The organism is Streptomyces sp. NPDC025793 (genome assembly GCF_055558375.1).
This window is the reverse complement of the sequence record NZ_JBVHMR010000002.1, coordinates 292,418-316,727: the sequence shown is the minus strand read 5'-3', so window position 1 is coordinate 316,727 and position 24,310 is coordinate 292,418. Positions and strand designations below refer to the sequence as shown.

23 protein-coding genes and 1 pseudogene are annotated in these 24,310 nt (G+C 73.1%); 10 read left to right on the top strand and 14 right to left on the bottom strand.

The features are described 5' to 3' along the window. Positions 1 to 111: 111 nt before the first annotated feature. Positions 112 to 654: a bacterial proteasome activator family protein gene (locus ACZ4MF_RS05270; protein ID WP_356025999.1), complete on the bottom strand. Its 543-nt coding sequence runs from the start codon at positions 652 to 654 to the stop codon at positions 112 to 114. Between the two features lie 174 nt (positions 655 to 828). Between ACZ4MF_RS05270 and ACZ4MF_RS05265 the strand changes: the two genes are divergently transcribed. Further along, complete coding sequence (locus ACZ4MF_RS05265; protein ID WP_467489949.1) at positions 829 to 1,560, top strand: hypothetical protein; 732 nt, start codon at positions 829 to 831, stop codon at positions 1,558 to 1,560. Positions 1,561 to 1,631: 71 nt separating this feature from the next. On the opposite strand, the gene ACZ4MF_RS05260 is transcribed toward ACZ4MF_RS05265, so the two are convergent. Together ACZ4MF_RS05260 and ACZ4MF_RS05255 are read right to left on the bottom strand one after the other, a co-directional pair. Then, positions 1,632 to 2,612 (bottom strand): NAD(P)H-quinone oxidoreductase, encoded by a 981-nt coding sequence (locus tag ACZ4MF_RS05260; protein WP_467489947.1) that lies wholly within the window; start codon positions 2,610 to 2,612, stop codon positions 1,632 to 1,634. A 73-nt stretch (positions 2,613 to 2,685) separates the two neighbouring features. After that, positions 2,686 to 3,372 (bottom strand): annotated as a pseudogene (locus tag ACZ4MF_RS05255) (potassium channel family protein); the annotation flags it as partial. Between the two features lie 105 nt (positions 3,373 to 3,477). Here ACZ4MF_RS05255 and ACZ4MF_RS05250 point away from each other — a divergent pair. After that, positions 3,478 to 4,575 carry a potassium channel family protein gene (locus ACZ4MF_RS05250; protein WP_467489945.1) on the top strand — a complete coding sequence of 366 codons (1,098 nt, stop codon included), beginning with the start codon at positions 3,478 to 3,480 and terminating at the stop codon, positions 4,573 to 4,575. 28 nt (positions 4,576 to 4,603) lie between these two features. Here the strand turns inward: ACZ4MF_RS05250 and ACZ4MF_RS05245 are convergent, their stop codons facing one another. The 5 genes from ACZ4MF_RS05245 to pdhA all read right to left on the bottom strand — a co-directional run bounded on the left by ACZ4MF_RS05245 (position 4,604) and on the right by pdhA (position 10,484). Next, entirely contained in the window at positions 4,604 to 5,953 is a 1,350-nt protein-coding gene (locus tag ACZ4MF_RS05245) for a molybdopterin molybdotransferase MoeA (protein ID WP_467489943.1), read from the bottom strand. Next, entirely contained in the window at positions 5,950 to 6,864 is a 915-nt protein-coding gene (locus ACZ4MF_RS05240) for an NTP transferase domain-containing protein (protein ID WP_467489941.1), read from the bottom strand. The genes ACZ4MF_RS05245 and ACZ4MF_RS05240 overlap by 4 nt, the downstream gene beginning before the upstream one ends. A gap of 73 nt (positions 6,865 to 6,937) precedes the next feature. Next, entirely contained in the window at positions 6,938 to 8,332 is a 1,395-nt protein-coding gene (locus tag ACZ4MF_RS05235; RefSeq protein ID WP_467489939.1) for a dihydrolipoamide acetyltransferase family protein, read from the bottom strand. Continuing rightward, positions 8,332 to 9,336 (bottom strand): alpha-ketoacid dehydrogenase subunit beta, encoded by a 1,005-nt coding sequence (locus tag ACZ4MF_RS05230; RefSeq protein ID WP_356025983.1) that lies wholly within the window; start codon positions 9,334 to 9,336, stop codon positions 8,332 to 8,334. Before ACZ4MF_RS05230 ends, ACZ4MF_RS05235 begins: the two co-directional genes overlap by 1 nt. Further along, on the bottom strand, positions 9,333 to 10,484 hold the full coding sequence (pdhA, locus tag ACZ4MF_RS05225) for a pyruvate dehydrogenase (acetyl-transferring) E1 component subunit alpha (RefSeq protein ID WP_467489937.1): 1,152 nt from the start codon (positions 10,482 to 10,484) through the stop codon (positions 9,333 to 9,335). Before pdhA ends, ACZ4MF_RS05230 begins: the two co-directional genes overlap by 4 nt. Before the next feature lie 175 nt (positions 10,485 to 10,659). On the opposite strand from pdhA, the gene ACZ4MF_RS05220 reads away from it, so the two are divergent. Then, entirely contained in the window at positions 10,660 to 11,160 is a 501-nt protein-coding gene (locus tag ACZ4MF_RS05220) for an Lrp/AsnC family transcriptional regulator (RefSeq protein WP_467489935.1), read from the top strand. Between the two features lie 15 nt (positions 11,161 to 11,175). Here ACZ4MF_RS05220 and ACZ4MF_RS05215 read toward each other — a convergent pair whose 3' ends face one another. Then, positions 11,176 to 11,763 (bottom strand): TetR/AcrR family transcriptional regulator, encoded by a 588-nt coding sequence (locus tag ACZ4MF_RS05215; RefSeq protein ID WP_467489933.1) that lies wholly within the window; start codon positions 11,761 to 11,763, stop codon positions 11,176 to 11,178. Further along, positions 11,760 to 13,274: a 3-hydroxyacyl-CoA dehydrogenase gene (locus tag ACZ4MF_RS05210; RefSeq protein ID WP_467489931.1), complete on the bottom strand. Its 1,515-nt coding sequence runs from the start codon at positions 13,272 to 13,274 to the stop codon at positions 11,760 to 11,762. The genes ACZ4MF_RS05215 and ACZ4MF_RS05210 overlap by 4 nt, the downstream gene beginning before the upstream one ends. Positions 13,275 to 13,433: 159 nt before the next feature. Here ACZ4MF_RS05210 and paaN point away from each other — a divergent pair, with 159 nt between their 5' ends. Further along, complete coding sequence (gene paaN / locus ACZ4MF_RS05205) at positions 13,434 to 15,140, top strand: phenylacetic acid degradation protein PaaN (protein WP_467489929.1); 1,707 nt, start codon at positions 13,434 to 13,436, stop codon at positions 15,138 to 15,140. Here the strand turns inward: paaN and ACZ4MF_RS05200 are convergent. From ACZ4MF_RS05200 to ACZ4MF_RS05190, 3 genes are read right to left on the bottom strand one after another with little or no spacing between them, the layout of a single operon-like run. Continuing rightward, on the bottom strand, positions 15,137 to 15,916 hold the full coding sequence (locus ACZ4MF_RS05200; RefSeq protein WP_467489927.1) for a TrmH family RNA methyltransferase: 780 nt from the start codon (positions 15,914 to 15,916) through the stop codon (positions 15,137 to 15,139). The two genes, paaN and ACZ4MF_RS05200, sit on opposite strands and share 4 nt — an antisense overlap. Positions 15,917 to 15,926: 10 nt before the next feature. Next, positions 15,927 to 17,162, bottom strand: a complete 1,236-nt coding sequence (locus ACZ4MF_RS05195; RefSeq protein WP_467490653.1) for an HTTM domain-containing protein — start codon at positions 17,160 to 17,162, stop codon at positions 15,927 to 15,929. 14 nt (positions 17,163 to 17,176) lie between these two features. After that, positions 17,177 to 17,911 (bottom strand): DUF5819 family protein, encoded by a 735-nt coding sequence (locus ACZ4MF_RS05190; RefSeq protein ID WP_467489925.1) that lies wholly within the window; start codon positions 17,909 to 17,911, stop codon positions 17,177 to 17,179. A 700-nt stretch (positions 17,912 to 18,611) separates the two neighbouring features. On the opposite strand from ACZ4MF_RS05190, the gene paaA reads away from it, so the two are divergent. The 6 genes from paaA (at position 18,612) to ACZ4MF_RS05160 (ending at position 23,643) form a co-directional block, all read left to right on the top strand. Continuing rightward, positions 18,612 to 19,709, top strand: coding sequence for a 1,2-phenylacetyl-CoA epoxidase subunit PaaA (gene paaA / locus ACZ4MF_RS05185; protein ID WP_467489923.1), 1,098 nt, complete (start codon positions 18,612 to 18,614; stop codon positions 19,707 to 19,709). Then, the gene (gene paaB / locus ACZ4MF_RS05180) at positions 19,706 to 19,993 is read left to right on the top strand and encodes a 1,2-phenylacetyl-CoA epoxidase subunit PaaB (RefSeq protein WP_467489921.1); all 288 of its coding nucleotides are present in this window, start codon (positions 19,706 to 19,708) and stop codon (positions 19,991 to 19,993) included. Before paaA ends, paaB begins: the two co-directional genes overlap by 4 nt. Next, the gene (paaC, locus tag ACZ4MF_RS05175) at positions 19,990 to 20,721 is read left to right on the top strand and encodes a 1,2-phenylacetyl-CoA epoxidase subunit PaaC (protein WP_467489919.1); all 732 of its coding nucleotides are present in this window, start codon (positions 19,990 to 19,992) and stop codon (positions 20,719 to 20,721) included. The genes paaB and paaC overlap by 4 nt, the downstream gene beginning before the upstream one ends. Then, positions 20,715 to 21,254 (top strand): 1,2-phenylacetyl-CoA epoxidase subunit PaaD, encoded by a 540-nt coding sequence (paaD, locus tag ACZ4MF_RS05170; RefSeq protein WP_467489917.1) that lies wholly within the window; start codon positions 20,715 to 20,717, stop codon positions 21,252 to 21,254. The genes paaC and paaD overlap by 7 nt, the downstream gene beginning before the upstream one ends. Continuing rightward, the gene (locus ACZ4MF_RS05165; protein ID WP_467489915.1) at positions 21,254 to 22,318 is read left to right on the top strand and encodes a 2Fe-2S iron-sulfur cluster-binding protein; all 1,065 of its coding nucleotides are present in this window, start codon (positions 21,254 to 21,256) and stop codon (positions 22,316 to 22,318) included. Before paaD ends, ACZ4MF_RS05165 begins: the two co-directional genes overlap by 1 nt. Positions 22,319 to 22,500: 182 nt before the next feature. Then, positions 22,501 to 23,643, top strand: coding sequence for an acyl-CoA dehydrogenase family protein (locus ACZ4MF_RS05160; RefSeq protein ID WP_467489913.1), 1,143 nt, complete (start codon positions 22,501 to 22,503; stop codon positions 23,641 to 23,643). A gap of 228 nt (positions 23,644 to 23,871) precedes the next feature. Here the strand turns inward: ACZ4MF_RS05160 and ACZ4MF_RS05155 are convergent, their stop codons facing one another. After that, a complete protein-coding gene (locus ACZ4MF_RS05155) occupies positions 23,872 to 24,201 on the bottom strand; it encodes a rhodanese-like domain-containing protein (protein WP_071380514.1) in 330 nt (109 codons plus the stop codon). Between the last annotated feature and the right edge of the window lie 109 nt (positions 24,202 to 24,310).

Below are 24,310 nucleotides of genomic sequence, written 5' to 3'. Positions count from 1 at the left end.
CCGGCACTTTCCGTGCCGGGCCCCGGTCGTTCGCGCTATGGGCCGCATCGTCACGGGTGCGGCCCGCATCCTCGCGGGTGCGGGCCGGTCGTCACGGATGCGGGCCGGTCGTCACAGGTACGGCCCGCCCGCTCGGCCGCCTGCGTGCGGGTCGTCGCCCTCGTGGCCCGTGACACCGGGCGGCAGCGCGCGGCGCATCTGCTCCAGTTGGGCCCGCGCGGCCATCTGCTGGGCGAAGAGCGTCGTCTGGATCCCGTGGAAGAGGCCTTCGAGCCAGCCCACCAACTGCGCCTGCGCGATCCGCAGTTCCGCGTCGCTCGGGGTGGCGTCGTCGTTGAACGGCAGGGAGAGCCGCTCCAGTTCCTCGACCAGTTCCGGTGCCAGGCCGTCCTCCAGCTCCTTCACCGAGCTGGCGTGGATCTCCTTCAGCCGGACCCGGCTGGCCTCGTCCAGAGGAGCCGCGCGCACCTCCTCCAGGAGCTGCTTGATCATGCTGCCGATCCGCATGACCTTGGCCGGCTGTTCCACCTGCTCCGTCACCGGGATCTCGCGGGAGTCCTCGTCCCCGTTGCCGCCGCCGAGCGCCATTCCGTCCTGGCCCACGACGAGGATCTGAGGATTCTCCGGCGACCGTTCGTTCCTCGGCATCTCCATGCCGCCATTCTCTCGCACCCGTATACCTCACCACCGTGGTGCCCCCTCCTGGGAGTGATCCACCGTTTCGACCCGACGGAGCATTCTGAAATGCCCTGATTGTCAATGAATGTGAGGCTTGTTTCTGTCGGTCATCCATCGATCACCGCATCCGGGCTCCGGGAGGTCACCGACGTGACTCCATGGCTGCGACTCATCCTCCGCTCCGTACGCCTGCTGCTCGCCCTCGCCGTGACGGCGGCCCTGCCGGCGTACGGCACCGGCACCGCGTATGCCCTGCCCGCCTGCGCGGCCGACCCCGGCCCCGGGACCGCGGCCGGCCAGAACCGCCCACACCACTCCGGCTCCGGCTCCAGTCACGCGAAGCACCCCGGCCACTCGGCTCAGTCGAACGGCTCGGGCGGCTCGAACGGTTCGGTCAGTGGCCGGCCGGAGGCCCCGGGGAACCGGCCGGGGGCACCGGATCACGGTGACCGGGGTGACCGGGCCTCCCCCAGCGCCACCGCCTCGCCCGTCCCCATGCCCTCCGACTCCGCCTCCGCCTCGTACCACCCCGGGGCCGCCGACCCGACCCGGGCGGGCAGCCTGGCGGGCGAGGGGCGGCTGCGGCCGGGCCGGCCGGACGGGCCCGCGGCCGAGGTGGAGGGCGGCGACGCCCCCGTGCCCACCCGGGCCCCCGGCACGGGCCGGGCGGAGGAGCCGGAGACCGCGGACCTCCCCGCCGTGACGCCGACGGCCCCGGACGCCTCCGGCAAGGCCGGTCTCGACCGGACCCCGGCCCGCCACGCCGCCCCCCAGGGCGATACCGCCGCCGAGCCGGTGCTCCAGCTCCTCCCGCTGGGCAGCGGCCTGGTCCTCATCGGCCTGGGCCTGGCGTTCCTCGGCCTGAGACTCCGCAGGGGCTGACGGCGGCGGGGCGGCGGCACCGGCGCGGCGAGGTGCACAGCCGCGCGGGCGCGTCGATCGGGCACCGTTCCCTACGGCACCACCAGCAACACCTTGCCCACATGACCGCTGGCCTCCAGGACCCGGTGCGCCTCGGCCGCCTCCGGCATGGGAAGTTCTCGGTCGACGACCGGACGGACGTGTCCGGAGGCGATGAGGGGCCACACGTGCTCGCGTACGGCGGCCACGATGGCCGCCTTCTCGCCGAGCGGCCGGGCGCGCAGCGAGGTCGCGCTGATCGCGGCCCGCTTGGTGAGCAGGGCGCCGATGTTCAGCTCGCCCTTCACCCCGCCCTGCATGCCGATGATGGCGAGCCGGCCGCTGACGGCGAGCGCGTCGACGTTGCGCTCCAGGTACTTCGCCCCCATGTTGTCGAGGATCACATCGGCCCCGGCACCCCCGGTGGCCTGCTTGACCTCGGCGACGAAGTCCTGCTCGCGGTAGTTGATCAGGATGTCCGCGCCGAGCTCGGCGCAGCGCTCCAGCTTCTCCTTCGTCCCGGCGGTCACCGCGACCTTGGCACCGACGGCCTTGGCGAGCTGGATGGCCATGGTGCCGATGCCGCTGGAGCCGCCGTGCACGAGCAGCGTCTCGCCGGGCCGCAGGTGGGCGATCATGAACACGTTGGACCAGACGGTGCAGACCACCTCGGGCAGCGCGGCCGCCCGCGTGAGGTCGATGCCCTCGGGCACGGGCAGCAGCTGCCCGGCCGGTACGACGACCTTCTCGGCGTATCCGCCGCCCGCGAGCAGTCCGCACACCGGGTCGCCGACGGCCCAGCCGGAGACGCCGGGGCCGAGCGCGGCGATCCTGCCGGAGCATTCCAGGCCGGGGTAGGGGGAGGCGCCGGGCGGCGGGCTGTAGAAGCCCTGCCGCTGCAGGACGTCCGCACGGTTGACGGCGCTGGCCACCACCTCGACCAGCACCTCGCCCTCGCCGAGCACCGGATCGGGGACCTCCGCCCACACCAGCGCCTCGGGACCACCAGGTTCGGGAATCGTGATCGCATGCATGCCGGTGACGCTACTCCCCGTGGGTGCCCTGTCCCGGGCAGGCTCCCCAGACGTGCGCCCTCGGGCCCGGCGCTCAGTCGAGCGGCCGCGGCCGGATGCGCGGGGTGGCCCGGTTGCCGGGGGACACGCGGACGATGGTGATGAGCCGGTCGGTGAGCTGGAGGACGCCGACGGCCGGGTCGTCGTAGCCGAGCAGCCGGTGTCCGCGTACGACGCTCACCACGAGGTCGCCGGTCTCCCGCGGCCGCTTTCCCACCTCGCCGCGCACCACCGGCCGTTCGACGAGGTCCAGTCCGCTGCCCTGCTGGATCAGGTCCTCCATGACCATGCCGGCGGCGGGGCTGAGCACGGACAGGCCGAGCAGCCGGCCGGCCGCGCTGGCGCTGGTGATGACCGCGTCGGCGCCGGACTGCTTGAGCAGCGGGGCGTTCTCCTCCTCGCGCACGGCGGCCACGATCTTCGCGCCCCGGTTGAGCTGCCGGGCCGTCAGCGTGACGAGGACGGCGGTGTCGTCGCGCTGCGGCGCCACGATGACCTGCCGGGCCTTGTGCAGCTCGGCCCGCTTGAGCACGTCACTGCGGGTGGCGTCGCCCATGACTCCGGCGTAGCCCTCGGCGATCGCCGCGTCGACGGCCGTGGCACTGGGGTCGACCACGACCACCTGTTCCGTCTTCAGCCCGGTCGCGCAGACGGTCCGGATCGCCGACCGTCCCTTGGTGCCGAAGCCGATGACGACGGTGTGATCCCGCAACGTGTGCCTCTGAATCATCAGTGGGTGGTCCCCATGCTTCATACGGAAAGCCAAGGGCAACAATGCTGGAGCGATCTCCAGCGTCACGATGTCGTACAGCAGAGGAAACGCGCAATGAGTGCCCCAAGGCAACCCGGACCCGGCTCGGACAGAACCCGCCTTCCACTCCTGCGGTCCCTGCGGTACTGGTCCAGAACCGAGGACGGCCAATCGGTCCGCTTGCCGGCCGGGGCGACGGTGCCGCCCCTGCAACAGGTGCTCCGGCGCCTGGCCCTGGCGCTGCTGGTGCTCGCCCTCACGGCCCTGCTCGTGTGGCTCGACCGTGACGGCTATCGAGACAGCGCAGACGGCACGGTGGACCTGGTCGATTCGGCGTACTACGCGACCGTCACCCTTTCCACCACCGGTTACGGCGACATCACCCCGGTCAGCCACGGCGCCCGGCTCACCAACATCTTCGTCGTCACACCCCTGCGTGTGCTGTTCCTGATCATCCTGGTCGGCACCACGCTGGAGGTGCTCACCGAGCGCACGCGGAACCAGGTCCGGATCGAACGCTGGCGCGCCCGCATCCGCGATCACGTGGTCGTGGTCGGGTACGGCACGAAGGGCCGTCATGCCGTCGAGACCCTTCTGGGACAGGGGACGTCGAAGGATCAGATCGTCGTGGTCGATCCGCAGAAGAAGGCGGTGGACCTCGCCACCAGTGACGGGCTCGCCGCGGTCCACGGCGACGCCACCCGCGCAGAGACTCTGAGCAGGGCCGAACTGCACCAGGCAGCTCACGTCATCGTGGCTCCCCAGCGCGACGACACCGCAACGCTGGTCACCCTCACCGCTCGGCAGCTCAACAAGAGAGCCTCGATCGTCGTCGCCGTCCGAGAGGACGAGAACGTGCCGCTGGTGAAGCAGAGCGGTGCCAACGCCGTGATCACCAGTTCCAGCTCGGCCGGCCGTCTGCTCGGTGTGGCCATGTCCAGTGCACGCAGCGCGGACGTCCTGGAAGACCTCATGACGTACGGGAGCGGGCTGGATCTTGTGGAGCGAGGGGTGTCCCCGGGCGAGGTGGGGCACTCTCCACGCCAGAGCCCCGATCTTGTCGTCGCCGTCGTGCGGGGCAAGGAGATGCTGGACCATGCCGATCCCCGAGCGGAGACCCTCCGGGCCGGGGACCGGTTGATCACCATTCAGCGTGCGGCACCCCGCCACTGATCCGGTACAGCGACATGGCCCGGACGTTTCACGTGAAACACACCCCGATCCCGGCGCTCGCCCACGGCAGATCCAGCAGCTCGGTCTGCGCGTTCTGCGGTGCCCCGCCGGACGGTACGACGGCCAGCGCGTCGGCGGCGGCGACCCCGCGGAGCATGGCCGGGCCGTTGTAGTGCAGCGGTACGGCACGGTCGCCGCGCAGCACCACGGGGACGAGCCGGGTGTCGTCCGGGTGTCCCTGGACCGCCTCGGTCAGCGGCAGTGCGTACCGCTCGGGGGCCGGGTGGGCGGCGAGGGTGCGCAGCAGCGGCTCGGCGAGCGTGAGCAGGCCGGAGACTGCCGCGAGGGGATTGCCGGGGAGGCCGACGAGATGCTGGTCGTCCTTGGTGCGGGCCAGCAGCATGGGGTGGCCGGGGCGCACCGTGACCCCGTCGACGAGGAGTTCGGCACCGATCCGGTCCAGGATCGGATGCACGTGGTCGCGCGGGCCCGCGGCGGTGCCGCCGGTGGTGACGATCAGGTCGGCGTCGGAGCCGGTGACGGCACGGTGCAGGGCCTCGGCGTCGTCGCCGATCCGCCGCACCGCGACGACCTCGGCGCCGAGCGCGCGCAGCCAGGGCGGCAGCAGCGGGCCGAGCGCGTCCCGGATCAGCCCGTCGTGCGGCAGGCCCTCGGTCAGCAACTCGTCGCCGAGGACGAGGACTTCGGCACGCGGCCGGGGCACGACGGTGACGGTGTCGTATCCGGCTGCGGCGGCGAGGCCGAGGACGGCGGGGGTGACCAGGGTGCCGATGGGCAGCAACTGGTCGCCCTTGCGGCACTCCTGGCCGCGCGGGCGGATGTCCTGGCCGTGCACCAGGTCCCGGGTGGCGTGCAGCCGGCCCTGTGAGTCGGTGTGGCCGTGCTCGCCGCGCAGGACCGCGGTGGTGTCGGCGGGGATACGGGCGCCGGTCGCGATGCGCGCGGCCTCGCCGTCGGTGAGCGGCTCGGGCAGGCCGTGCCCGGCGAGCACGCCTTCCTCGCGCACCTGCCAGGGGCCGGGTCCCGCGACCGCCCAGCCGTCCATCGCGGAGGTGTCGAACGAGGGCAGGTCGGTGAGGGCGTCGAGGGGGGCGGCCAGGACCAGGCCGAGGGCGTCGTCGAGCGGCACGGAGACGGGGGCGCGGCGGGGGCGGGCGCGCGCGGCACGGGCGGCGGTCTCGCGAGCCTGGTTCCAAGGGGTGGCCCGGTGCCGTTCGCCGTCTGCATCAGGCTCCGGAGCGGGCGTCTGGCCCGCGTCGTGGTCCCTGGGTTCTCTCACGAGGGCGAGGGCCACCTCCAGGTCGAGGTCGTCGCTGTCCTGCGCGGGCGCCCCGCTCCGGGTGTCGGGGGCGGTCATCCGGCGTCCGGGGTGTCCGGGCCGCTGCCGTCCCCGCCCCCGTCCTTCGCCTCGTTCTCCTCTTCCCAGCGCAAGGCCAGCGCGGTGGCCTTGCGGGCGGCCTCGGCGACGGCCTCGGGGCCTCCCTTGCCCTGGGCGGCGGCGTAGCCGACGAGGAAAGTGGTCAGCGGGGCGGCGGGCCGGGCGACGCCGTGCGCGGCGTCCCGGGCCAGGTCGAGCAGGACGCCGGTGTCGACGTCGAGGTCGATGCCCAGCTCGTCCTTGACTGCGGAGATCCATTCATCCAACACGTGCCCATGCTCCCTGATGCGTGCCCTGGCGTCGGCGATGTCGTCCCAGGTGTCGCAGTCGAAGGACGCGAGCGGGTCCGGGACACGGGTGAGGCGGAGGGCGCCGGTCAGCCGGCGCAGGGGCAGCCCGGTCAGGCCGTCGGATCCGGCCGCGAGGCTGCCCAGTTCGCGGCGCAGTGCGCCGGTGCGGTAGGCGGCGACGAGCGGCTGGTCGCGGCCGCCGGCGTCGGTGAGCAGCGCGCCGTCGGCTCCGCTCTCGCGCAGGGCGGCCAACAGGCGCTGGAGGGTGGCCGGTTCGAGGAAGGGCAGGTCGGCGGAGAGCACGACGGCGTGCTCGGCGGTGGTCAGTCGCAGTCCTGCCGCCAGCGCGGCGACCGGTCCGGCGCCGTGCGGCTCCTCGTGCGTCCACAGCACCGGCCGCACCGTGGGCCGCCGGGCGGCCACGACGACCGTCGTACGGGCACCCGCGCAGGCGGTGAGCACCCGGTCGAGCAGCGCCCGGCCGCCGACCCGCAGCCCGGGTTTGTCGGCCCCGCCGAGCCGCCGGGCGGCGCCGCCGGCCAGCACGACGGCGTCGTACGGCGCGGGCGTCCCGGGCGCGGCGGGGACGTTGTGGCTCATCCCCCGAGTATGTCCCGCCCGGGCCTGCTCGTGTGCGCCGTCCGCGGGGACCTTGTGCCGGGCCCCGCGGGTGTCACAGGGTGCGCAGGAGCACCGCCGGCTGTTCCACGCAGTCCGCGACGTACCGCAGGAAGCCGCCCGCCGTGCCGCCGTCGCACACCCGGTGGTCGAAGGTGAGCGAGAGCTGGACGACCTGGCGGACCGCCAGCTCGCCCTCGTGCACCCAGGGTTTGGGGACGATGCGGCCGACGCCGAGCATGGCCGCCTCGGGGTGGTTGATGATCGGGGTGGAGCCGTCGACGCCGAAGACCCCGTAGTTGTTCAACGTGAAGGTCCCGCCCGTGAGTTCCCCGGGCGTCAGGGTGCCGGTGCGGGCGGCCTCGGTGAGCCGGGCGAACTCGGCGCTCAGCGCTTCGGCGTCGCGCGCGTGGGCGTCCCGGACGACCGGCACGACCAGCCCGCGGTCGGTCTGCGCGGCGAACCCGAGGTGGACGTGGTCGAGCCGGACGATCTCGCGGGCGTCCGTGTCGACGAAGGAGTTCAGCTCGGGGAAGCGGGCGAGGGCGGCGGTGCAGATCCGGGCGAGGAGCGCGAGCACGGAGATCTTCGGGCTTCCGGCGGCGTTCATCGCGGCACGCGCGCGCATGAGCTCGGTCGCGTCCGCGTCCACCCAGCAGGTGGCGTCCGGGATCTCCCGGCGGCTGCGGGAGAGCTTGTCGGCGACGGCTCCGCGGACCCCCTTGAGGGGGACGCGGACCTCTGCGGCGCGCGGGGCCGGGGAGGCGGGGGCGGGCGCGGCCGGGACGGCGGGTGTCGCCGGGGCCGGCGCCTCGGCCCAGCCGCTGCCCTGGGCCGTCCTGGTCCGCAGGGCGCCCTCGACGTCCACGCGCAGGATCAGTCCGTCCGGGCCGGAGCCCGCCAGCTGCCGCAGGTCCACGCCGCCCTCACGGGCGAGCCTGCGCACCAGCGGGGAGATCACGGGCACGGGGCCCTCGGCGTGCAGTGCGGTCACGGGCACGGCGGCAGCGGCGAGGGAGGCCGGGGTCCCGTTCCGTCCCGCCGCCGCGTCCGGGACGGGTGTGCCGCTTCCGGCGGTCCTCGCGCTCGCGCCGTCGGCCGCCATCGGCGCCGGCCGCAGCCTCCGGCGTCGCGCGGGTGCTTCCGACGTGCCGTATCCGACCAGGACGTTGCCGGATCCCTCGGGCTCGGTGTGCGGCGCCGCTTCGCCGACCGCAACCGTCAGCAGCGGGGCGCCGACGGGCAGTTCGGTGCCCTCCTCGCCGAAGCGGGCGGTGACCACGCCGCCGTAGGGGCAGGGCACCTCCACCATGGCCTTGGCCGTCTCGACCTCGACGACCGGCTGGTCGACGGCGACGACGTCACCGACCTGGACCAGCCAGCGGACGATCTCCGCCTCGGTGAGTCCTTCGCCGAGGTCGGGGAGCTTGAACTCCAGCACCTGTGCCATCAGCCCTCGGCCTCCCACTGCAGCCGGGCCACGGCGTCCAGGATGCGGTCGACGCCGGGCAGGTGGTGCCGCTCCAGCATGGGCGGCGGGTAGGGGATGTCGAAGCCGGCCACGCGCAGCACGGGCGCCTCCAGGTGGTGGAAGCAGCGCTCGGTGATCCGGGCCGCGATCTCGCCGCCCGGTCCGCCGAACCCGGTGGACTCGTGGACGACGACCACGCGTCCGGTGCGCCGGACGGCCGCGCAGACCGTCTCGTCGTCGAACGGCACCAGCGAGCGCAGGTCGACCACTTCCAGGTCCCAGCCCTCGGCCCGGGCCGCCTCCGCGGCCTCCAGGCAGACCGGCAGGGAGGGGCCGTAGGTGACGAGGGTGGCGCTGCGGCCCGGCCGGCGCACCACCGCGCGGCCGATGGGCTCCACGTCGGTCGGGTGCTCGGGGTTCCAGGAGTCCTTCGACCAGTACAGCCGCTTGGGCTCCAGGAAGACCACCGGGTCGTCCGAGGCGATCGCCCGGCGCAGCAGCCCGTAGGCGTCGGCGACGGTCGCGGGCGTGACGACGTGCAGGCCCGGGGTGGCCATGTAGTAGGCCTCGGAGGAGTCACTGTGGTGCTCGACGCCGCCGATGCCGCCGCCGTAGGGGACGCGGACGGTGATCGGCAGGGGCATCCGGCCGCGCGTGCGGTTGCGCATCCGGGACACATGGCTGATCAACTGCTCGAACGCCGGGTAGGCGAAGGCGTCGAACTGCATCTCCACCACCGGGCGCAGGCCGTACATGGCCATGCCGACGGCGGTGCCGAGGATGCCGGCCTCGGCCAGCGGGGTGTCGGTGCAGCGGTCCTCGCCGAACTCCTTGGCGAGGCCGTCGGTGACCCGGAAGACCCCGCCGAGCGCGCCGACGTCCTCGCCCATGACGTGCACGGTGGGGTCGGCGGCCATCGCGTCGCGCAGCGCGCGCGTGAGGGCCTGCGCCATGGTGGCGGGCTTGACGGCGACGGTGGTCATCGGGCGCCGCCTTCCGGCTCGCCGTGCTGCTGCTCGGCGTCCAGCTCGGCCTGCAACAGGGCGCGCTGTTCCCGCAGTTGGGCTGTGGTCTCGGCGTAGACGTGGTCGAAGAGGGCCATGGGGTCCGGTTCGGGATCGCGGTTCATGCGGGCGCGCAGGGCGGCGGCCATCTCCTCGGCGTCCTGCCGGGCGGCCTCCTTGCCGGCCTCGTCGATCAGCCCCCGCGCGGTCAGCTCCGCCTCCAGCAGCTCGATCGGGTCGTGCGCGCGCCAGGCCTCGACCTCGGTGTCGCCGCGGTAGCGGCTGGCGTCGTCGGCGTTGGTGTGGGCGTCGATGCGGTACGTCACCGCCTCCACCAGGGTGGGTCCACCGCCCGCACGCGCGTGCTGCACGGCGTCGCTGAGGACCTCGTGGACGGCCGCCGCGTCGTTGCCGTCGACCAGCCGGCCCGGCATGCCGTACCCGACGGCCTTGTGGGCCAGGGAGGGCGCGGCGGTCTGCTTGGCGAGCGGGACGGAGATGGCGAAGCCGTTGTTCTGCACGAGGAAGACGACCGGTGCCTGCCAGACGGCGGCGAAGTTCAGCGCCTCGTGGAAATCGCCCTCGCTGGTGCCGCCGTCGCCGACCAGGGCGAGCGCGACGACGTCGTCACCCTTGAGGCGGGCGGCGTGCGCGAGGCCGACGGCGTGCGGCAGCTGGGTGGCCAGCGGGGTGGACAGGGGGGCCACGCGGTGGGCGTGGGGGTCGTAGCCGGAGTGCCAGTCACCGCGCAGCAACGTGAGCGCCTCGACGGGGTCCACGCCCCGCGCGACGACGGCGAGCGTGTCGCGGTAGCTGGGGAAGAGCCAGTCGCGTTCCTGGAGGGCCAGCGCGGCGGCGACCTGGCAGGCCTCCTGACCGGTGCTGGAGGGGTAGACGGCGAGTCGGCCCTGCTTGGTGAGTGCGGTGGCCTGGGTGTTGTAGCGGCGGCCGCGGACCAGCTGGGCGTAGAGCCGGCGCAGCAGGTCGGGGTCGGCCTTGGCGGCCGACCGGGTGCCGAGGACGCGGTAGGGCTCGGCGTCGGGCAGCAGCGGCGCGGGGTCCATACGGGGCTGCCAGGCGGGCGGCGGCGATGGCCGGTACCGGCCTCGCTGCTCCATGACCGTCATGACGGCACCTCCTCGTGGGAGCGGCTACGGGAGGCGGGTCGACGGTGACCCGTCCCACCTACCGATTGTTCGGTCGTCGGCACATTTTGGCTACAGGCACCTTCAGGCTGTGGACAAACGGTTCTCCACAGCCTGGAATGAACGCAGGACGTCCACGGCGAGGGAGCGGGGGGACATGGCAGCTGAACAATTGGCCGAGGGACCGCAGGACGGCATCCCGCTGCCGCCCCCGCGACCGCTGGACGCCATCGATCAGGACATCCTGAAAATCCTCCAGGGTGACGGCCGCGCCTCGATACGTGCGGTCGCCGAACGCGTCCACGTCTCGCGCGCCAACGCGTACGCGCGGATCAACCGGCTCGTCGAGGACGGGGTGATCCGCGGGTTCGGCGCGCGCGTGGACCACGAGCGGGCGGGGCACGGCACCTCGGCGTACGTGACCCTGAAGATCGTCCAGAACAGCTGGCGCACGGTCCGCGAGCAGCTCAGACAACTGCCCGGCGCCTCGCACATCGCTCTGGTGGGCGGCGACTTCGACGTCCTGCTGCTGGTGCACACGCCCGACAACCGGGCGCTGCGCGAGCTGGTCCTCACCCGGCTCCAGGCGATCCCCGAGGTGCTCAGCACGCGCACGCTGCTGGTGTTCGAGGAGGAGGACCTGGAGCCGGAGGAGTAGCGGCCCGGCCGGCTCTCAGGCGCTGCGCAGGCCCGAGAAGACGAGCCGGGCGACAGCGTCGGCCACCTCGCGCTCGCCGGCGCCGCGCGGGTCCGGCCGGTACCACTCCACGATCGAGTTGATCATGCCGAAGACCAGCCGGGTGGCCAGCCGGACCTCCACGTCGCCGCGGACGTCACCGTCGGCGGCCGCGGCCTTCAGCAGCTCGGCGACCTGGTGGTCGAAGTCGCGCCGCCGCTCCAGCGCCCACCGCTCGGTCTCGGTGTTGCCGCGCACGCGCAGCAGCAGCGTCACGTACGGCAGCTCGCCGATGAGCACCTCGACCATGCGGCGCACGACGTGCTCCAGACGCTCGACGGGCCTCCCCACGCGCGCGTGCTCCTCGTCGAGGATGGCGAACAGTCCGTCCAGGGCCCGGCTGACGGCCCGGCTCAGCAGTTCCTCCTTGCCGCTGACGTGGTGGTATATCGACGACTTGGAGATGCCGGCCGCCTTGGACAGGTGCTCCATGGAGGTGCCGTCGTAGCCGCGCTCGTTGAAGACCTGCACGGCGACGGACAGGAGCGTCTCCGGGGTGTACGTGTCGCGTCTGGCCGTGGTCACGAGGCGCCCTCCCGCTTGTCGACGGCGTATGCGTGGCGGTAGAGCGCGAGCGAGGGCGCGTAGCGTCCGGACGGGTCGCGCTCGTGCATCTCGTCCAGGACGTCGATGGCGAAGTCGCGGCCGAGCTTGCGGTCCCACGCGAACGGGCCGAGCGGGTAGTTGACCCCGAGGCGCATGGCCGTGTCGATGTCCTCCTCGGTGGCCACGCCCTTGGCGACCGCGTCATGGGCGAGGTCGATGATCCGGGCGACCGTGCGCGCGACGATCATGCCGGGGACGTCGCCGATGACGCTGACGTCCTTGCCGAGCGCCTGGAACAGGCCGGTGGCCTCGGCGAGGGTCTGCGGCGAGGTGTCGTGGACGGCGGACAGGGCGATGCGGGTGGCCGTGCGGTAGTCGAGGGCGAGGTCGAAGTAGACGACGTCCCGGAACTCCACGGAGGTCTGCCCGTCGGCGAGGACCAGCTGTCCGCCGCCGGGCAGCACCAGGCGGGTGCCGTTGTCCTCGTCCTCCTCGCGGACCTGGATGCCCGCCTCGCGGATGAGCGCGAGCAGACCCGCGGCGGGGCCGAGGTCGCCCTCGGCGATGACGTACGCGGGCGGCCGCTCCTCGTCGGCGGTGTGCGGCTCGGCCGGCTCGGCGTCCTCGGCGTAGTCGTACCAGCCGTGCCCGCTCTTGCGGCCCAGGCGTCCGGACTCCACCAGCCGGCGCTGCGCCAGGGAGGGCGTGAAGCGCACGTCCTGGAAGAAGGCCTGCCAGACCGAGTGCGTCACTGACTCGTTGACGTCCTGCCCGATCAGGTCGGTCAGCTCGAAGGCGCCCATCTTGAAGCCGCCGGAGCCGCGCAGCACCGCGTCGATGGTGGCCGGGTCGGCCGCCTGGGCCTCGTAGACGGCGAACGCCTCGGCGTAGAACGGCCGGGCGATCCGGTTGACGATGAAGCCCGGGGTGTCCGCGCAGGCCACCGGGGTCTTGCCCCAGGCGCGGGCGGTCTCGTACGCGCGCGTGGCCGACGTGACGTCGGTGGCGAACCCGGAGACGACCTCGACCAGGGGCAGCAGCGGGGCCGGGTTGAAGAAGTGCAGGCCCACGAAGCGGCCGGGATGGCACAGGGCGCCGCCGATCGCCGTCACCGACAGCGAGGAGGTGTTGGTGGCGAGCAGGCAGTCCTCGGCGACGATGTCCTCCAGCTCGCCGAAGAGCTGCTGTTTGACGTCCAGCCGCTCCAGGACGGCCTCGACGACCAGTCCGCAGTCGGCCAGCCCGGCGAGGTCGTCCACCGGCTTCAGCCGGCCGCGGGCCGCGTCCCGGTCGGCGGCGCCGAGCCTGCCCTTCTCCACGAGCCGGTCGAGCCGGGCGCCGATCGCTTCGGCCGCGTCCCGGGCCCGTCCGGCGACGGCGTCGTACAGCCGCACGGGGTGGCCGGCGACCAACGCGACCTGGGCGATGCCCTGGCCCATGGTGCCGGTGCCGACGACGGCCACGGGGCTGCTGAGGTCGAGTGCTGTCATGTGCGCGATCCTCCCGCACGGGGTTTTCCACAGATGCGGCGGTCCCCCTTGTCCCGACCGATCGTTCGGTTACTCTAGCTCTGACGATCCCATCCCGCTGCTCTTTCTGCCAGGCCGTGAACTCGACGGAGAGTTCCCCAGACGAGGAGTTGGTCCCGCATGGCCGCCGAACTGACCGCGCCCGAGCTGATCGCGAAGCACCGGCCCACCCTGGACCAGGCGCTGGAAGCGATCCGTACGCGCGCGTACTGGTCCCCGCACCCCGAGCACCCCAAGGCCTACGGCGCGAACGGCAGCCTGGACGCGGAGGCGGGCAAGGCCGCCTTCGACGCCGTGCTGAACACCCGCCTGGACCTCGGCCAGCCCGGCACGGACGACTGGACGGGCGGCGAGGTGTCCCCCTACGGCATCGAGCTGGGCGTGGAGTACCCGCACGCGGACGTGGACGTGCTGCTGCCCGCGATGAAGGCCGGGCAGCGCGCCTGGCGGGACGCGGGCGCGGAGACGCGCGCGGTGGTCTGCCTGGAGATCCTCAAGCGCATCAGTGACCGGACCCACGAGTTCGCGCACGCCGTCATGCACACCAGCGGCCAGGCCTTCATGATGGCGTTCCAGGCGGGCGGCCCGCACGCCCAGGACCGCGGCCTGGAGGCGGTGGCGTACGCCTACGCGGAGCAGGTCCGCACGCCGGAGACGGCCGAGTGGACCAAGCCCCAGGGCAAGCGCGACCCGCTGACCCTCACCAAGCAGTTCACCCCGGTCCCGCGCGGCATCGCCCTGCTCATCGGCTGCAACACCTTCCCGACCTGGAACGGCTACCCGGGCCTGTTCGCCTCCCTCGCCACCGGCAACGCGGTCCTGGTCAAGCCCCACCCGCGCGCGGTGCTGCCGCTCGCGCTGACCGTGCAGGTCGCGCGCCAGGTCCTCACCGAGGCCGGCTTCGACCCGAACCTGGTGGCGCTGGCCGCCGAGCGCCCCGGCGAGGGCATCGCCAAGCCCTTGGCCACCCGCCCCGAGATCCGGATCATCGACTACACCGGGTCGACGGCCTTCGGCGACTGGCTGGAGGCCAACGCCCGCCAGGCGCAGGTCTACACGGAGAAGGCCGGCGTCAACACGGTGCTGGTGCACTCCACGGACGACTACAAGGGCATGCTGTCCAACCTGGCGTTCTCGCTGTCCCTGTACAGCGGCCAGATGTGCACCACCCCGCAGAACCTGCTCGTTCCCCGGGACGGCATCCGAACCGACCAGGGCTCCAAGACCTTCGACGAGGTCACCGCGGACCTCGCCCGCGCGGTCGACGGCCTCCTCGGCGACGACGCGCGCGCGAACGCCCTGCTCGGCGCGATCGTCAACCCGGACGTCAAGGCCCGCCTGGAAGCCGCGGCCGGCCTCGGCGAAGTCGTCCTCGCCTCCCGGGAGATCACCCACCCGGACTTCCCGGACGCGGTCGTGCGCACCCCTGTCATCGTCAAGCTGGACGGCGCGCGGAAGTACTGGGAGGGGGCGGACGACCAGGCCGCCTACATGAGCGAGTGCTTCGGCCCCGTCTCCTTCGCCGTCGCGGTCGACTCGACGGCCGACGCGGTGGAGCTGCTGCGCCGCACGGTCCGTGAGAAGGGCGCGATGACCGTCGGCGCCTACACCACCGACTCCGAGGCCGAGCGGGCCGTCGAGGAGGTCTGCCTGGAGGAGGCGGCCCAGCTGTCGCTCAACCTGACCGGCGGGGTCTACGTGAACCAGACGGCCGCCTTCTCCGACTTCCACGGCTCGGGCGGCAACCCGGCGGCCAACGCCGCGCTGTGCGACGGAGCGTTCGTGGCGAACCGGTTCCGGGTCGTCGAGGTGCGCCGGGAGGCCTAGGAAGGGGCCCGGACAGCGGCCTGAGAAGCCGAGGGCGCGCCCCCGGTGACGCTCCAGTGGTACAGCGTCATCGCCACGCTGGTGGCCAGGTTGTAGCTGGAGACCTGGGGGCGCATCGGCAGCGCCAGCAGGTGGTCGGCACGCGCGCGCAGCTCGGCCGACAGCCCGCTGCGCTCCGAGCCGAACGCCAGCACGGCGTCGTCGGGCAGCGTGGTGCCCCGGATGTCCTCGCCCTCGGGGTCGAGGGCGAACAGCGGCCCGGCGGGCAGCTCCTCGACCCCGAGGCGCTCCACGGCGGTCGCGAAGTGCAGCCCTGCGCCGCCGCGCACGACGGTGGGGTGCCACGGGTCGAGCGTGCCCGTGGTGACCACCCCGGTCGCCCCGAAACCGGCGGCGAGCCGGATCACGGCCCCGGCGTTGCCCAGGTTCCTCGGGTTGTCCAGGACCACGACCGGCGCGGTGCGCGGGGTGCGGGCGAGCGCCCGCAGATTGGCCTCACGGGACGGCCGTACGGCCAGCGCGGCCACCCCGGTCGGGTGGGGCCGCGGCACGAGCGAGGCGTACGTCGGCGCCGGCACCTCGGTGAGCAGGGCGTCCAGCGCGGCCCGCACGTCCCCGGCCAGTTCCTCGGCCAGGGCGAGCGCGGCCGCCCGGTCGGTGGTGACCGCCACCGGCACCTCCGCCCCGAAGCGCACCGCGTGCTTCAGGGCGTGGAAGCCGTCGAGCAGCACGGCGCTGCCGGCGTGCGCGCGCCAGCGGGTCAGCGGGTCGGTCATGCCGTGAACCCTACGCGGCGCCCACCGCGCCCGGAGCGTCCTGCTCCGCCCCCTCCGGCTGCTCCTGCCCCGGCGAAGAGCGCGGTGCGGGCACCGTACGCTCCCCGCGCCCGGCGATCCGCGCACGCACGCGTGCCACCAGTGCGCCCAGCCGGCGCAGGAAGGACGTCGGCAGGAAGACCGCGTCGGCGGTGATCATCGCCAGCGAGAAGAACGGCAGGCCGAGGACGACCGCGATCACCGCGTGCTCGACCATCATCGCGACCAGCAGGACGTTCTTGACCCGCCGGTTGAACAGGGTGAACGGGAAGGCGACCTGCACCATGACCGTCCCGTAGGCGGCGATCATCATGATCGTGCCGCTGGAGGACATCAGGTTGGCGAGGCCCGGCCAGGGCGAGAAGTAGTCCAGGTGGAGCGGGTAGTAGACGGCGGTGCCGTCCTGCCAGCGCGAGCCCTGGATCTTGTACCAGCCGGCCGTCGCGTAGATCAGGCACGCCTCCGCCATGATCACGGCAAGAGCGCCGTTGTGCAGGATGTTGGCGACGACGTCCAGCAGGATCTTCGGGTCCCGGGCCGTCGCCCAGCGACCGACGGCCCACCACAGGCCGAGCCCTGCCAGGACCGTCCACAGCAGGGCGGGGATCAGCCAGCCGTTGTCGAACCGGCCGGTGACCGTCACGAGGACGAGCGCCAGGCCGAGCACGGCCCACAGGGCCGGCCCCAGCCGGTCGGCGGGAAGCCGCTCCCCACGCGCGCGTGCCGCCTCGGCGCGCTCCGCCCGCCGCGCGTCCAGCGACCACACCTGTCCGCAGCGCGTGAACACCAGGTAGATCGACATCAGGTGCAGGACGTTGTCCCCGCCGTCGCCGACGAAGACACTGCGGTTCTGGAGCGACAGCACGCCCACCATGAACAGCACGGACGCCGTCCGGGTGCGCCAGCCGAGCAGCAGCGCGACGCTCGCGAGGACCGCCAGCACGTAGAAGCACTCGAACCAGAGCTGCCCATCGGTCCACATCAGGGCGGTGAAGGCGCGGTTGTCGGCCGTCAGCTCCTTGGCGAGGCTCCAGCTCCACGGTCCGGCCGGGCCGTACAGCTCCTGGCGGTGCGGGAACTCCCGCAGCAGGAACAGCAGCCAGGTCCCCGCGAACCCTATCCGGATCACGGCGCTCTGGTACGGCCCGAGCGCCGCCCCGGTCACCCGGGCGATCCCGCGCGAAAGGGTCAGGGAGAGACGGGTCAGGGAGGAAGAACCGTTCACCGCACACCCCCGGCGGCCTCGTCTGCGGTCACGGTCCACCAGGGCAGCAGACGGTAGACGGGCTGGTCGGACACGCGCTCGGGGCTCCACTTCGGCGGCTGCACATTGGTGGTGCGGGAACGGATCTGCACCTGCTGGATGACGCCCAGCCGGTCGGGCGGCTCGTTCCGGTACAGGCGCATCACCACGATCCGGCGCAGGTACTCCTCGGAGAGGGAGCCGCGCATGCCGACGGGCCGGTTGTCGGTGCCGTGCGTGGCCGTGAAGAAGTCCCACGCCCGGCGCAGCTCGTTCTGCTCGGTGTGGCTGGGCGCCAGGTTGCCGTCGATGGCAGCGCCGTCCTCGGCGGACAGATCGGTCCACCCGGTGGTCCGCAGCTCACCGCCCTTCGTCCGCACCTCGGCACGCACCTGGACGGCGATGTTCTGCTGCAACGGGTTCGGGGCGAACAGCTTCCAGTTCTGCTCGAACTCGGGGTACACCCACTCCTCGACGGCCTTGCCGTGCTGCTTCGTCACGGTGTTCGCGGGGGCGAGGCTGAGGAACACCATCAGCACATGCACACCGGCGGCCACGGCGACCGCGGCGAGGGCGAGTGCCGCGGCGATCTGGTAGCGGGGGGAGAGAGCGGCCACACCGGTACCGGGCGCGGCGGGCGGCACGGCGGCAACGCCGACCCCAGCGGCCGGCCCCGCCTCGGCCTCCTCGGTCTCGGCTCCCGGCTCGGCCACCGGGCCCGCCTCCTCCGCCCGGCCGGACCCGCTCGACGGGCCCGGCCCGTCTGCCCGACCAGGCCGGGCCGCCCAGCCAGGACCAGCCGCCCGGCCCGTCTCGCCACGTCCTGCGTCGCTGTGGCCCGCGTCATCGGGGCTGGAGTCGCCGGATCCCGAGGCGCCACGTCCCGGCTCACTGCCGCCGGGGCCAGTCCCTCTGGCATCTACGGCCGCGGTGTCGATGCAGGTGCCGGTGCCGGCCGGAGGTTCGGCCGGGAGACGCGCCCCGGTCGACCCGTCGGGGCCTGGCTCGGCCCCCGGGTCCTCGTCGTACGCGTCCATTCCGTCCCGTCCCCCGTCTCGGCTCGGTCATCTCGGTTCAGTCGGCCGGCCCCGCGGTCGGCTCAGGTGTGCGGCGCCCGTCCCGGGTGCCCCACGGTTCCCGCACACCACGGTGCGACGTCCGCACGGAACGGTACTCAGACCCGGCCGCCGAGCGCAGCCCCGGGTACGGGCCCGGCCCCGTGGTCCTCGCCACGCCGTACAGCACCGGACCCCGGCCGTACCCGCCTCCGCTCCGGTTGTCCACAGGCCGCCCACCGGAGTTTTCCACAGCGGTTGACACTCCACAGCGCCCCGGCACACCATTGACATCACACGGACCGAACGATCGGTCGGGACAGTCTCCGCCGCAGAACCCGAGGTCAGGGGGACCGCAATGGCCACACCAGCCGCGCAGCGCACGGCCCGCACGGAGCCGGACGGCACGCCGGACACCGTCGACACGACGGCCTACCAGCGCGCTTTCGACGCGGCCGTGGCCGCCGACGAGCGCGTCGAACCACGCGACTGGATGCCCGACGCCTACCGCGCGACCCTGGTCCGGCAGATCGCCCAGCACGCGCACTCCGAGATCATCGGCATGCAGCCGGAGGCGAACTGGATCACCCGCGCCCCCAGCCTGCGCCGCAAGGCGATCCTCATGGCCAAGGTCCAGGACGAGGCCGGCCACGGGCTCTACCTGTACAGCGCGGCCGAAACCCTCGGCACCAGCCGCGAAGAACTGCTCGACAAACTCCACAGCGGCCGCCAGAAGTACTCCTCGATCTTCAACTACCCGACCCTGACCTGGGCCGACGTCGGCGCGATCGGCTGGCTGGTGGACGGCGCCGCGATCACCAACCAGGTCCCGCTGTGCCGCTGCTCCTACGGCCCCTACGCCCGCGCCATGGTGCGGATCTGCAAGGAGGAGTCCTTCCACCAGCGCCAGGGCTACGAACTGCTGCTGGCCCTCAGCAAGGGCACCCCGGAGCAGCACACGATGGCCCAGGACGCGGTGAACCGCTGGTGGTGGCCCTCACTCATGATGTTCGGCCCGCCCGACGACGCCTCGCAGCACTCCGCTCAGTCGATGGAATGGAAGATCAAGCGCCACTCCAACGACGAGCTGCGCCAGCGCTTCGTCGACATCTGCGTCCCCCAGGCCGAGTCCCTGGACCTCACCCTCCCCGACCCGGACCTGCGCTGGAACGAGGAGCGGGGGCACTACGACTTCGGCCCGATCGACTGGACGGAGTTCTGGGAGGTCCTCAAGGGCAACGGCCCCTGCAACGAACAGCGCATCACCCAGCGCCGCCGCGCCCACGACGAGGGAGCGTGGGTCAGGGAAGCAGCCGCGGCCTACGCCGCCAAGCACACCGGCCACACCGGCCACACCGACAGCACCCGAACCACCGGACCCCAGACGGCCGGACACCGGACAGGTCACGAGACGGCTCGAGAGACGGCTCACGAGACAGAAGCGGAGCGAGCATGAGCACCACCGACTGGCCCCTGTGGGAGGTCTTCGTGCGCTCCCGGCGCGGCCTCTCCCACACCCACGCCGGCAGCCTGCACGCGCCCGACGCCGAGCTGGCCCTGCGCAACGCCCGCGACCTGTACACCCGGCGCGGTGAAGGAGTCTCGATCTGGGTCGTCCCGGCCGCCGCGATCACCGCCTCCTCCCCGGACGAGAAGGACCCGTTCTTCGAGCCGGCCGCCGACAAGCCCTACCGCCACCCGACCTTCTACGACATCCCGGACGGGGTGAAGCACCTGTGACCGCCACCGGCCCCGCCACCGTCCCCGTGACCGCCGCGCTCGCCCTCGGCGACGACGCCCTGGTGCTCTCCCACCGCCTGGGGGAGTGGGCCGGCCACGCCCCCGCCCTGGAGGAGGAGGTCGCCCTCGCCAACATCGCCCTGGACCTGCTCGGCCAGGCCCGGGTGCTGCTCTCGCTGGCCGGCGACGAGGACGAACTGGCCTACCTGCGCGAGGAACGCTCCTTCCGTAACCTCCAGCTGGTGGAGCAGCCGGGCGGCGACTTCGCCCACACCATCGCCCGCCAGCTGTACTTCTCCACCTACCAGCATCTGCTCTACGCCGAACTGGCCGCAGCCGACGGCCCCTTCGCCCCCCTGGCCGCGAAGGCGGTGAAGGAGGTCGCCTACCACCGCGACCACGCCGAGCAGTGGACCCTGCGCCTCGGCGACGGCACCGAGGAGAGCCACAGGCGGATGCACGACGCCTGCGAGGCGCTGTGGAAGTTCACCGGGGAGATGTTCCAGCCGGTGGAGGGCCTCGACGCAGACTGGACCCGCCTGGACGAGCACTGGCGGGAGTCCGTCGAGGACGTCCTCCGCCGTGCCACCCTGTCCGTCCCCGAGGGACCGCGCTCCGGCGCCTGGTCGGCGGGCGCCGGCCGGCAGGGCCTGCACACCGAGCTGTTCGGCCGGATGCTCGCCGAGATGCAACACCTGCACCGCAGCCACCCGGGGGCGACATGGTGACCGCCACCGCCCTGGAGGCGGAACTGCTGGAGCTGGCCGGCGCGGTGCCCGACCCCGAACTTCCCGTGCTCACCCTGCGGGAACTGGGCGTCCTGCGCGCGGTGCACGTCCAGGGCACCGACACGGTCGACGTCGACCTGACCCCCACCTACACCGGCTGCCCCGCCATCGAGGCGATGTCCCTCGACATCGAACGGGTCCTGCGCGCCCACGGCATGCGCGAGGTCACCGTCCGCACGGTCCTCGCACCCGCCTGGTCCACCGACGACATCACCCCTGAGGGCCGCCGCAAACTCCGGGAGTTCGGCATAGCTCCTCCCCGCGTACGCGACGGCTCCGGCCCGGTGCCCCTGCCCCTCGGCCCGACCCGCACGAGCGCGACGCACGCCGCGGCCGACCCGGACCCCGTCCGCTGCCCGCACTGCGGCTCGGCCGACACGGAGATGCTGAGCAGGTTCTCCTCCACGGCCTGCAAGGCGCTGCGCCGCTGCCTGGCATGCCGTGAACCGTTCGACCACTTCAAGGAGTTGTGATGGCGCGCTTCCACCCGCTCCAGGTGGCCGCGGTCGACCGGATCACCGACGACGCCGTCGCCCTCACCCTCACCGTCCCGCCCGCCCTGCGCGCGGAGTTCCGGCACGCACCCGGCCAGCACCTGGCGCTGCGCCGCAGAGTCGACGGCACGGAGATCCGGCGCACCTACTCCATCTGCTCCCCCGCCCCCGACCCGGCCGGCCCGGGCCCGGACACGCTGCGGGTCGGCGTACGGCTCGTGGAGGGCGGCGCCTTCTCCGCCTACGCGCTGAAGGAGATCAACGCCGGCGACGAGCTGGACGTGATGACCCCGGCCGGCCGCTTCACCCTGGACCCGGCGCCGGGACTGTACGCGGCGATCGTCGGCGGCAGCGGCATCACCCCGGTGCTGTCCATCGTCACCACACTGCTGGCACGCGAGCCGGAGGCCCGGTTCTGTCTGATACGCGGTGACCGTACGGCCGCTTCGACGATGTTCCTGGAGGAGGTCGCCGACCTGAAGGACCGCTATCCCGAGCGGTTCCAGCTGGTGACCGTGCTCTCCCGGGAGGAGCAGCAGGCGGGCCTGCCGTCCGGCCGGCTCGACCGGGAGCGGCTGACCGCACTGCTTCCCGTGCTGCTGCCGGTCGAGCAGGTCGCGGGGTGGTTCCTGTGCGGGCCGTACGGGCTGGTGCAGGGCGCGGAGCAGGCGCTGCGCAAGCTGTCCGTGGACCGCTCCCGGATCCACCAGGAGATCTTCCACGTGGACGCGGGCTCGCCCCCGGCCGCTTCCGCCCAGTCCCCCGCGCACAGCACGGTCACCGCCCGGCTGGACGGACGCGGCGGCACCTGGCCGGTGCGCGACGGCGAGACGCTGCTGGAGACGGTCCTGCGCAACCGGCCCGACGCGCCCTACGCCTGCAAGGGCGGAGTGTGCGGTACCTGCCGCGCCTTCCTGGTCTCCGGCGAGGTCCGCATGGACCGCAACTTCGCCCTGGAGTCGGAGGAGACGGGAGCCGGGTATGTGCTGGCCTGCCAGTCGCATCCGCTGACGGAGCAGGTGGAGCTGGACTTCGACCGCTGAGGGCTGCCCGGGCCGAATCGGGGGGTGGGGAGGGAGGGGGGGAGGGGGAGGGGGAGGGCCCCCAACACACCGAGAACCAACGCCTCTCCACCCCTCCCCCCTCCACCCCCATTCCCTTCTCCTAGAACCTGTTCTATCTTGACGCACCGTCAGATCACCCGGACCCGCCGGAGGGACAGGCCGTGGACTTCACCTTCACCGAGGAGCAGCGGGCGGCGGCAGAGGCGGCGCGCGGAGTGTTCGCGGGCGTCGCGCCGGACGCGGTACCGAGTCCGGCGCTCACCACCGGCGCCGTGGCCGAGGGCTTCGACCGGGAGCTGTGGGCCCGGCTCGCCGAGGCGGACCTGCTGAGTCTGCTGCTCGACGAGGCGCACGGCGGCTCCGGTCTGGACGCGATCGCACTGTGCCTGGTGCTGCGCGAGTCCGCCCATGTGCTGGCGCGGGTACCGCTGTTGGAACACAGCGCGGCGGCAGCGGCCGTACAGACCTATGGCGGGCCAGAGTTGGCGGAGCGGCTGCTCACGCGGGCGGGGCGGGGTGAGCTGGTGCTGACCGTCGCGGCGCACGGCCGCAGCGGCCACGATCCGGCCGAACTGGCCGTGGGCGCGCGGCGGGCCGGGGCGGCGTGGGTGCTGGACGGGGTGCAGACGGCGGTGCCGTGGGCGTACGACGCGGACCTCGTCGTCGTGCCGGCGCACGTCGAGGGGACGGCGGCCGAGCGGACCGTGCTCGCGCTGGTGCCGCGCGAGCGGGACGGGGTGGTACTCGCCGAGCAGGTGTCCACCAGCGGGGAGCGGCTGGCCGAGGTGCGGCTGACGGCGGTCCGGGTCGAGGCGGACGAGGTCGTCGAGGCGGACGGGGCGTGGGAATGGCTGCACGCGCTGCTGGCCACCGGTACCTGTGCGCTGGCGCTCGGGTTGGGCGAGCGGGTGCTGAGGATGACGGCCGAGTACACCGGACAGCGCGAGCAGTTCGGGTATCCGATCGCGACGTTCCAGGCGGTGGCCGTGCAGGCCGCGGACCGGTACATCGATCTGCGCGCCATGGAGGCCACCCTCTGGCAGGCCGCGTGGCGGATCGCCTCGGGGGCTCCGGGTGCGCTGCCCGCCGCCGGGGACGTCGCGGTGGCGAAGATCTGGGCGGCCGAGGGCGTGCGCCGGGTGGTGCAGACGGCACAGCATCTGCACGGCGGGTTCGGCGCCGACACCGACTGTCCGCTGCACCGCTATCACGCCTGGGCCAAGCACCTGGAGCTGGCGCTCGGCCCGGCGGCGGCGTACGAGGAGCGGCTCGGGGATCTGCTGGCGGCCCATCCACTGGGCTGACCGCGCCGGCCCGGCTCACGTCGGCCGAGCGGGCACGGGGCGAGCAGGCACGAACCAAAGCTTGCACGGGCCGAGCGGACACGGGCCGAGCGCAGGCGGGCCGGGCTCACATAGGCCGACGACGTGGGGGCCAAGGGTGTAGAGGCCGAGCGCCCGCGGGTCGGTCGCGTGGCCCGCGGAGGAGTCGTCCCGGCAGAGATGAAGCCCGGGCAGAGACCGCGGGGAAAGCTACAGGACCTGGCCGGGCTTGCCCTCGTCCGTGAGCACCGGGCGGCCTGCGGCCTGCCAGATCTGCATGCCGCCGTCGACGTTGACCGCGTCGATGCCCTGCTGGACCAGGTACATGGTGACCTGGGCCGAGCGGCCGCCGGAGCGGCAGATGACGTGGACGCGGCCGTCCTGCGGGGCGGCTTCGGTCAGCTCGCCGTAGCGGGCCACGAAGTCGCTCATGGGGATGTGCAGCGCCCCCTCGGCGTGGCCCGCCTGCCACTCGTCGTCCTCGCGGACGTCCAGCAGGAAGTCGCCGTCCTTGAGGTCCGCGACCTCGACCGTGGGCACACCAGCTCCGAAACTCATGTCCCCGACGCTACCCGAAGCTCCCCGGTGCCAACCGGGGCACCTGCGCGGCTACGACCGCGCCCGGTGGCGGCTCCGGTCCGGTGGCGGC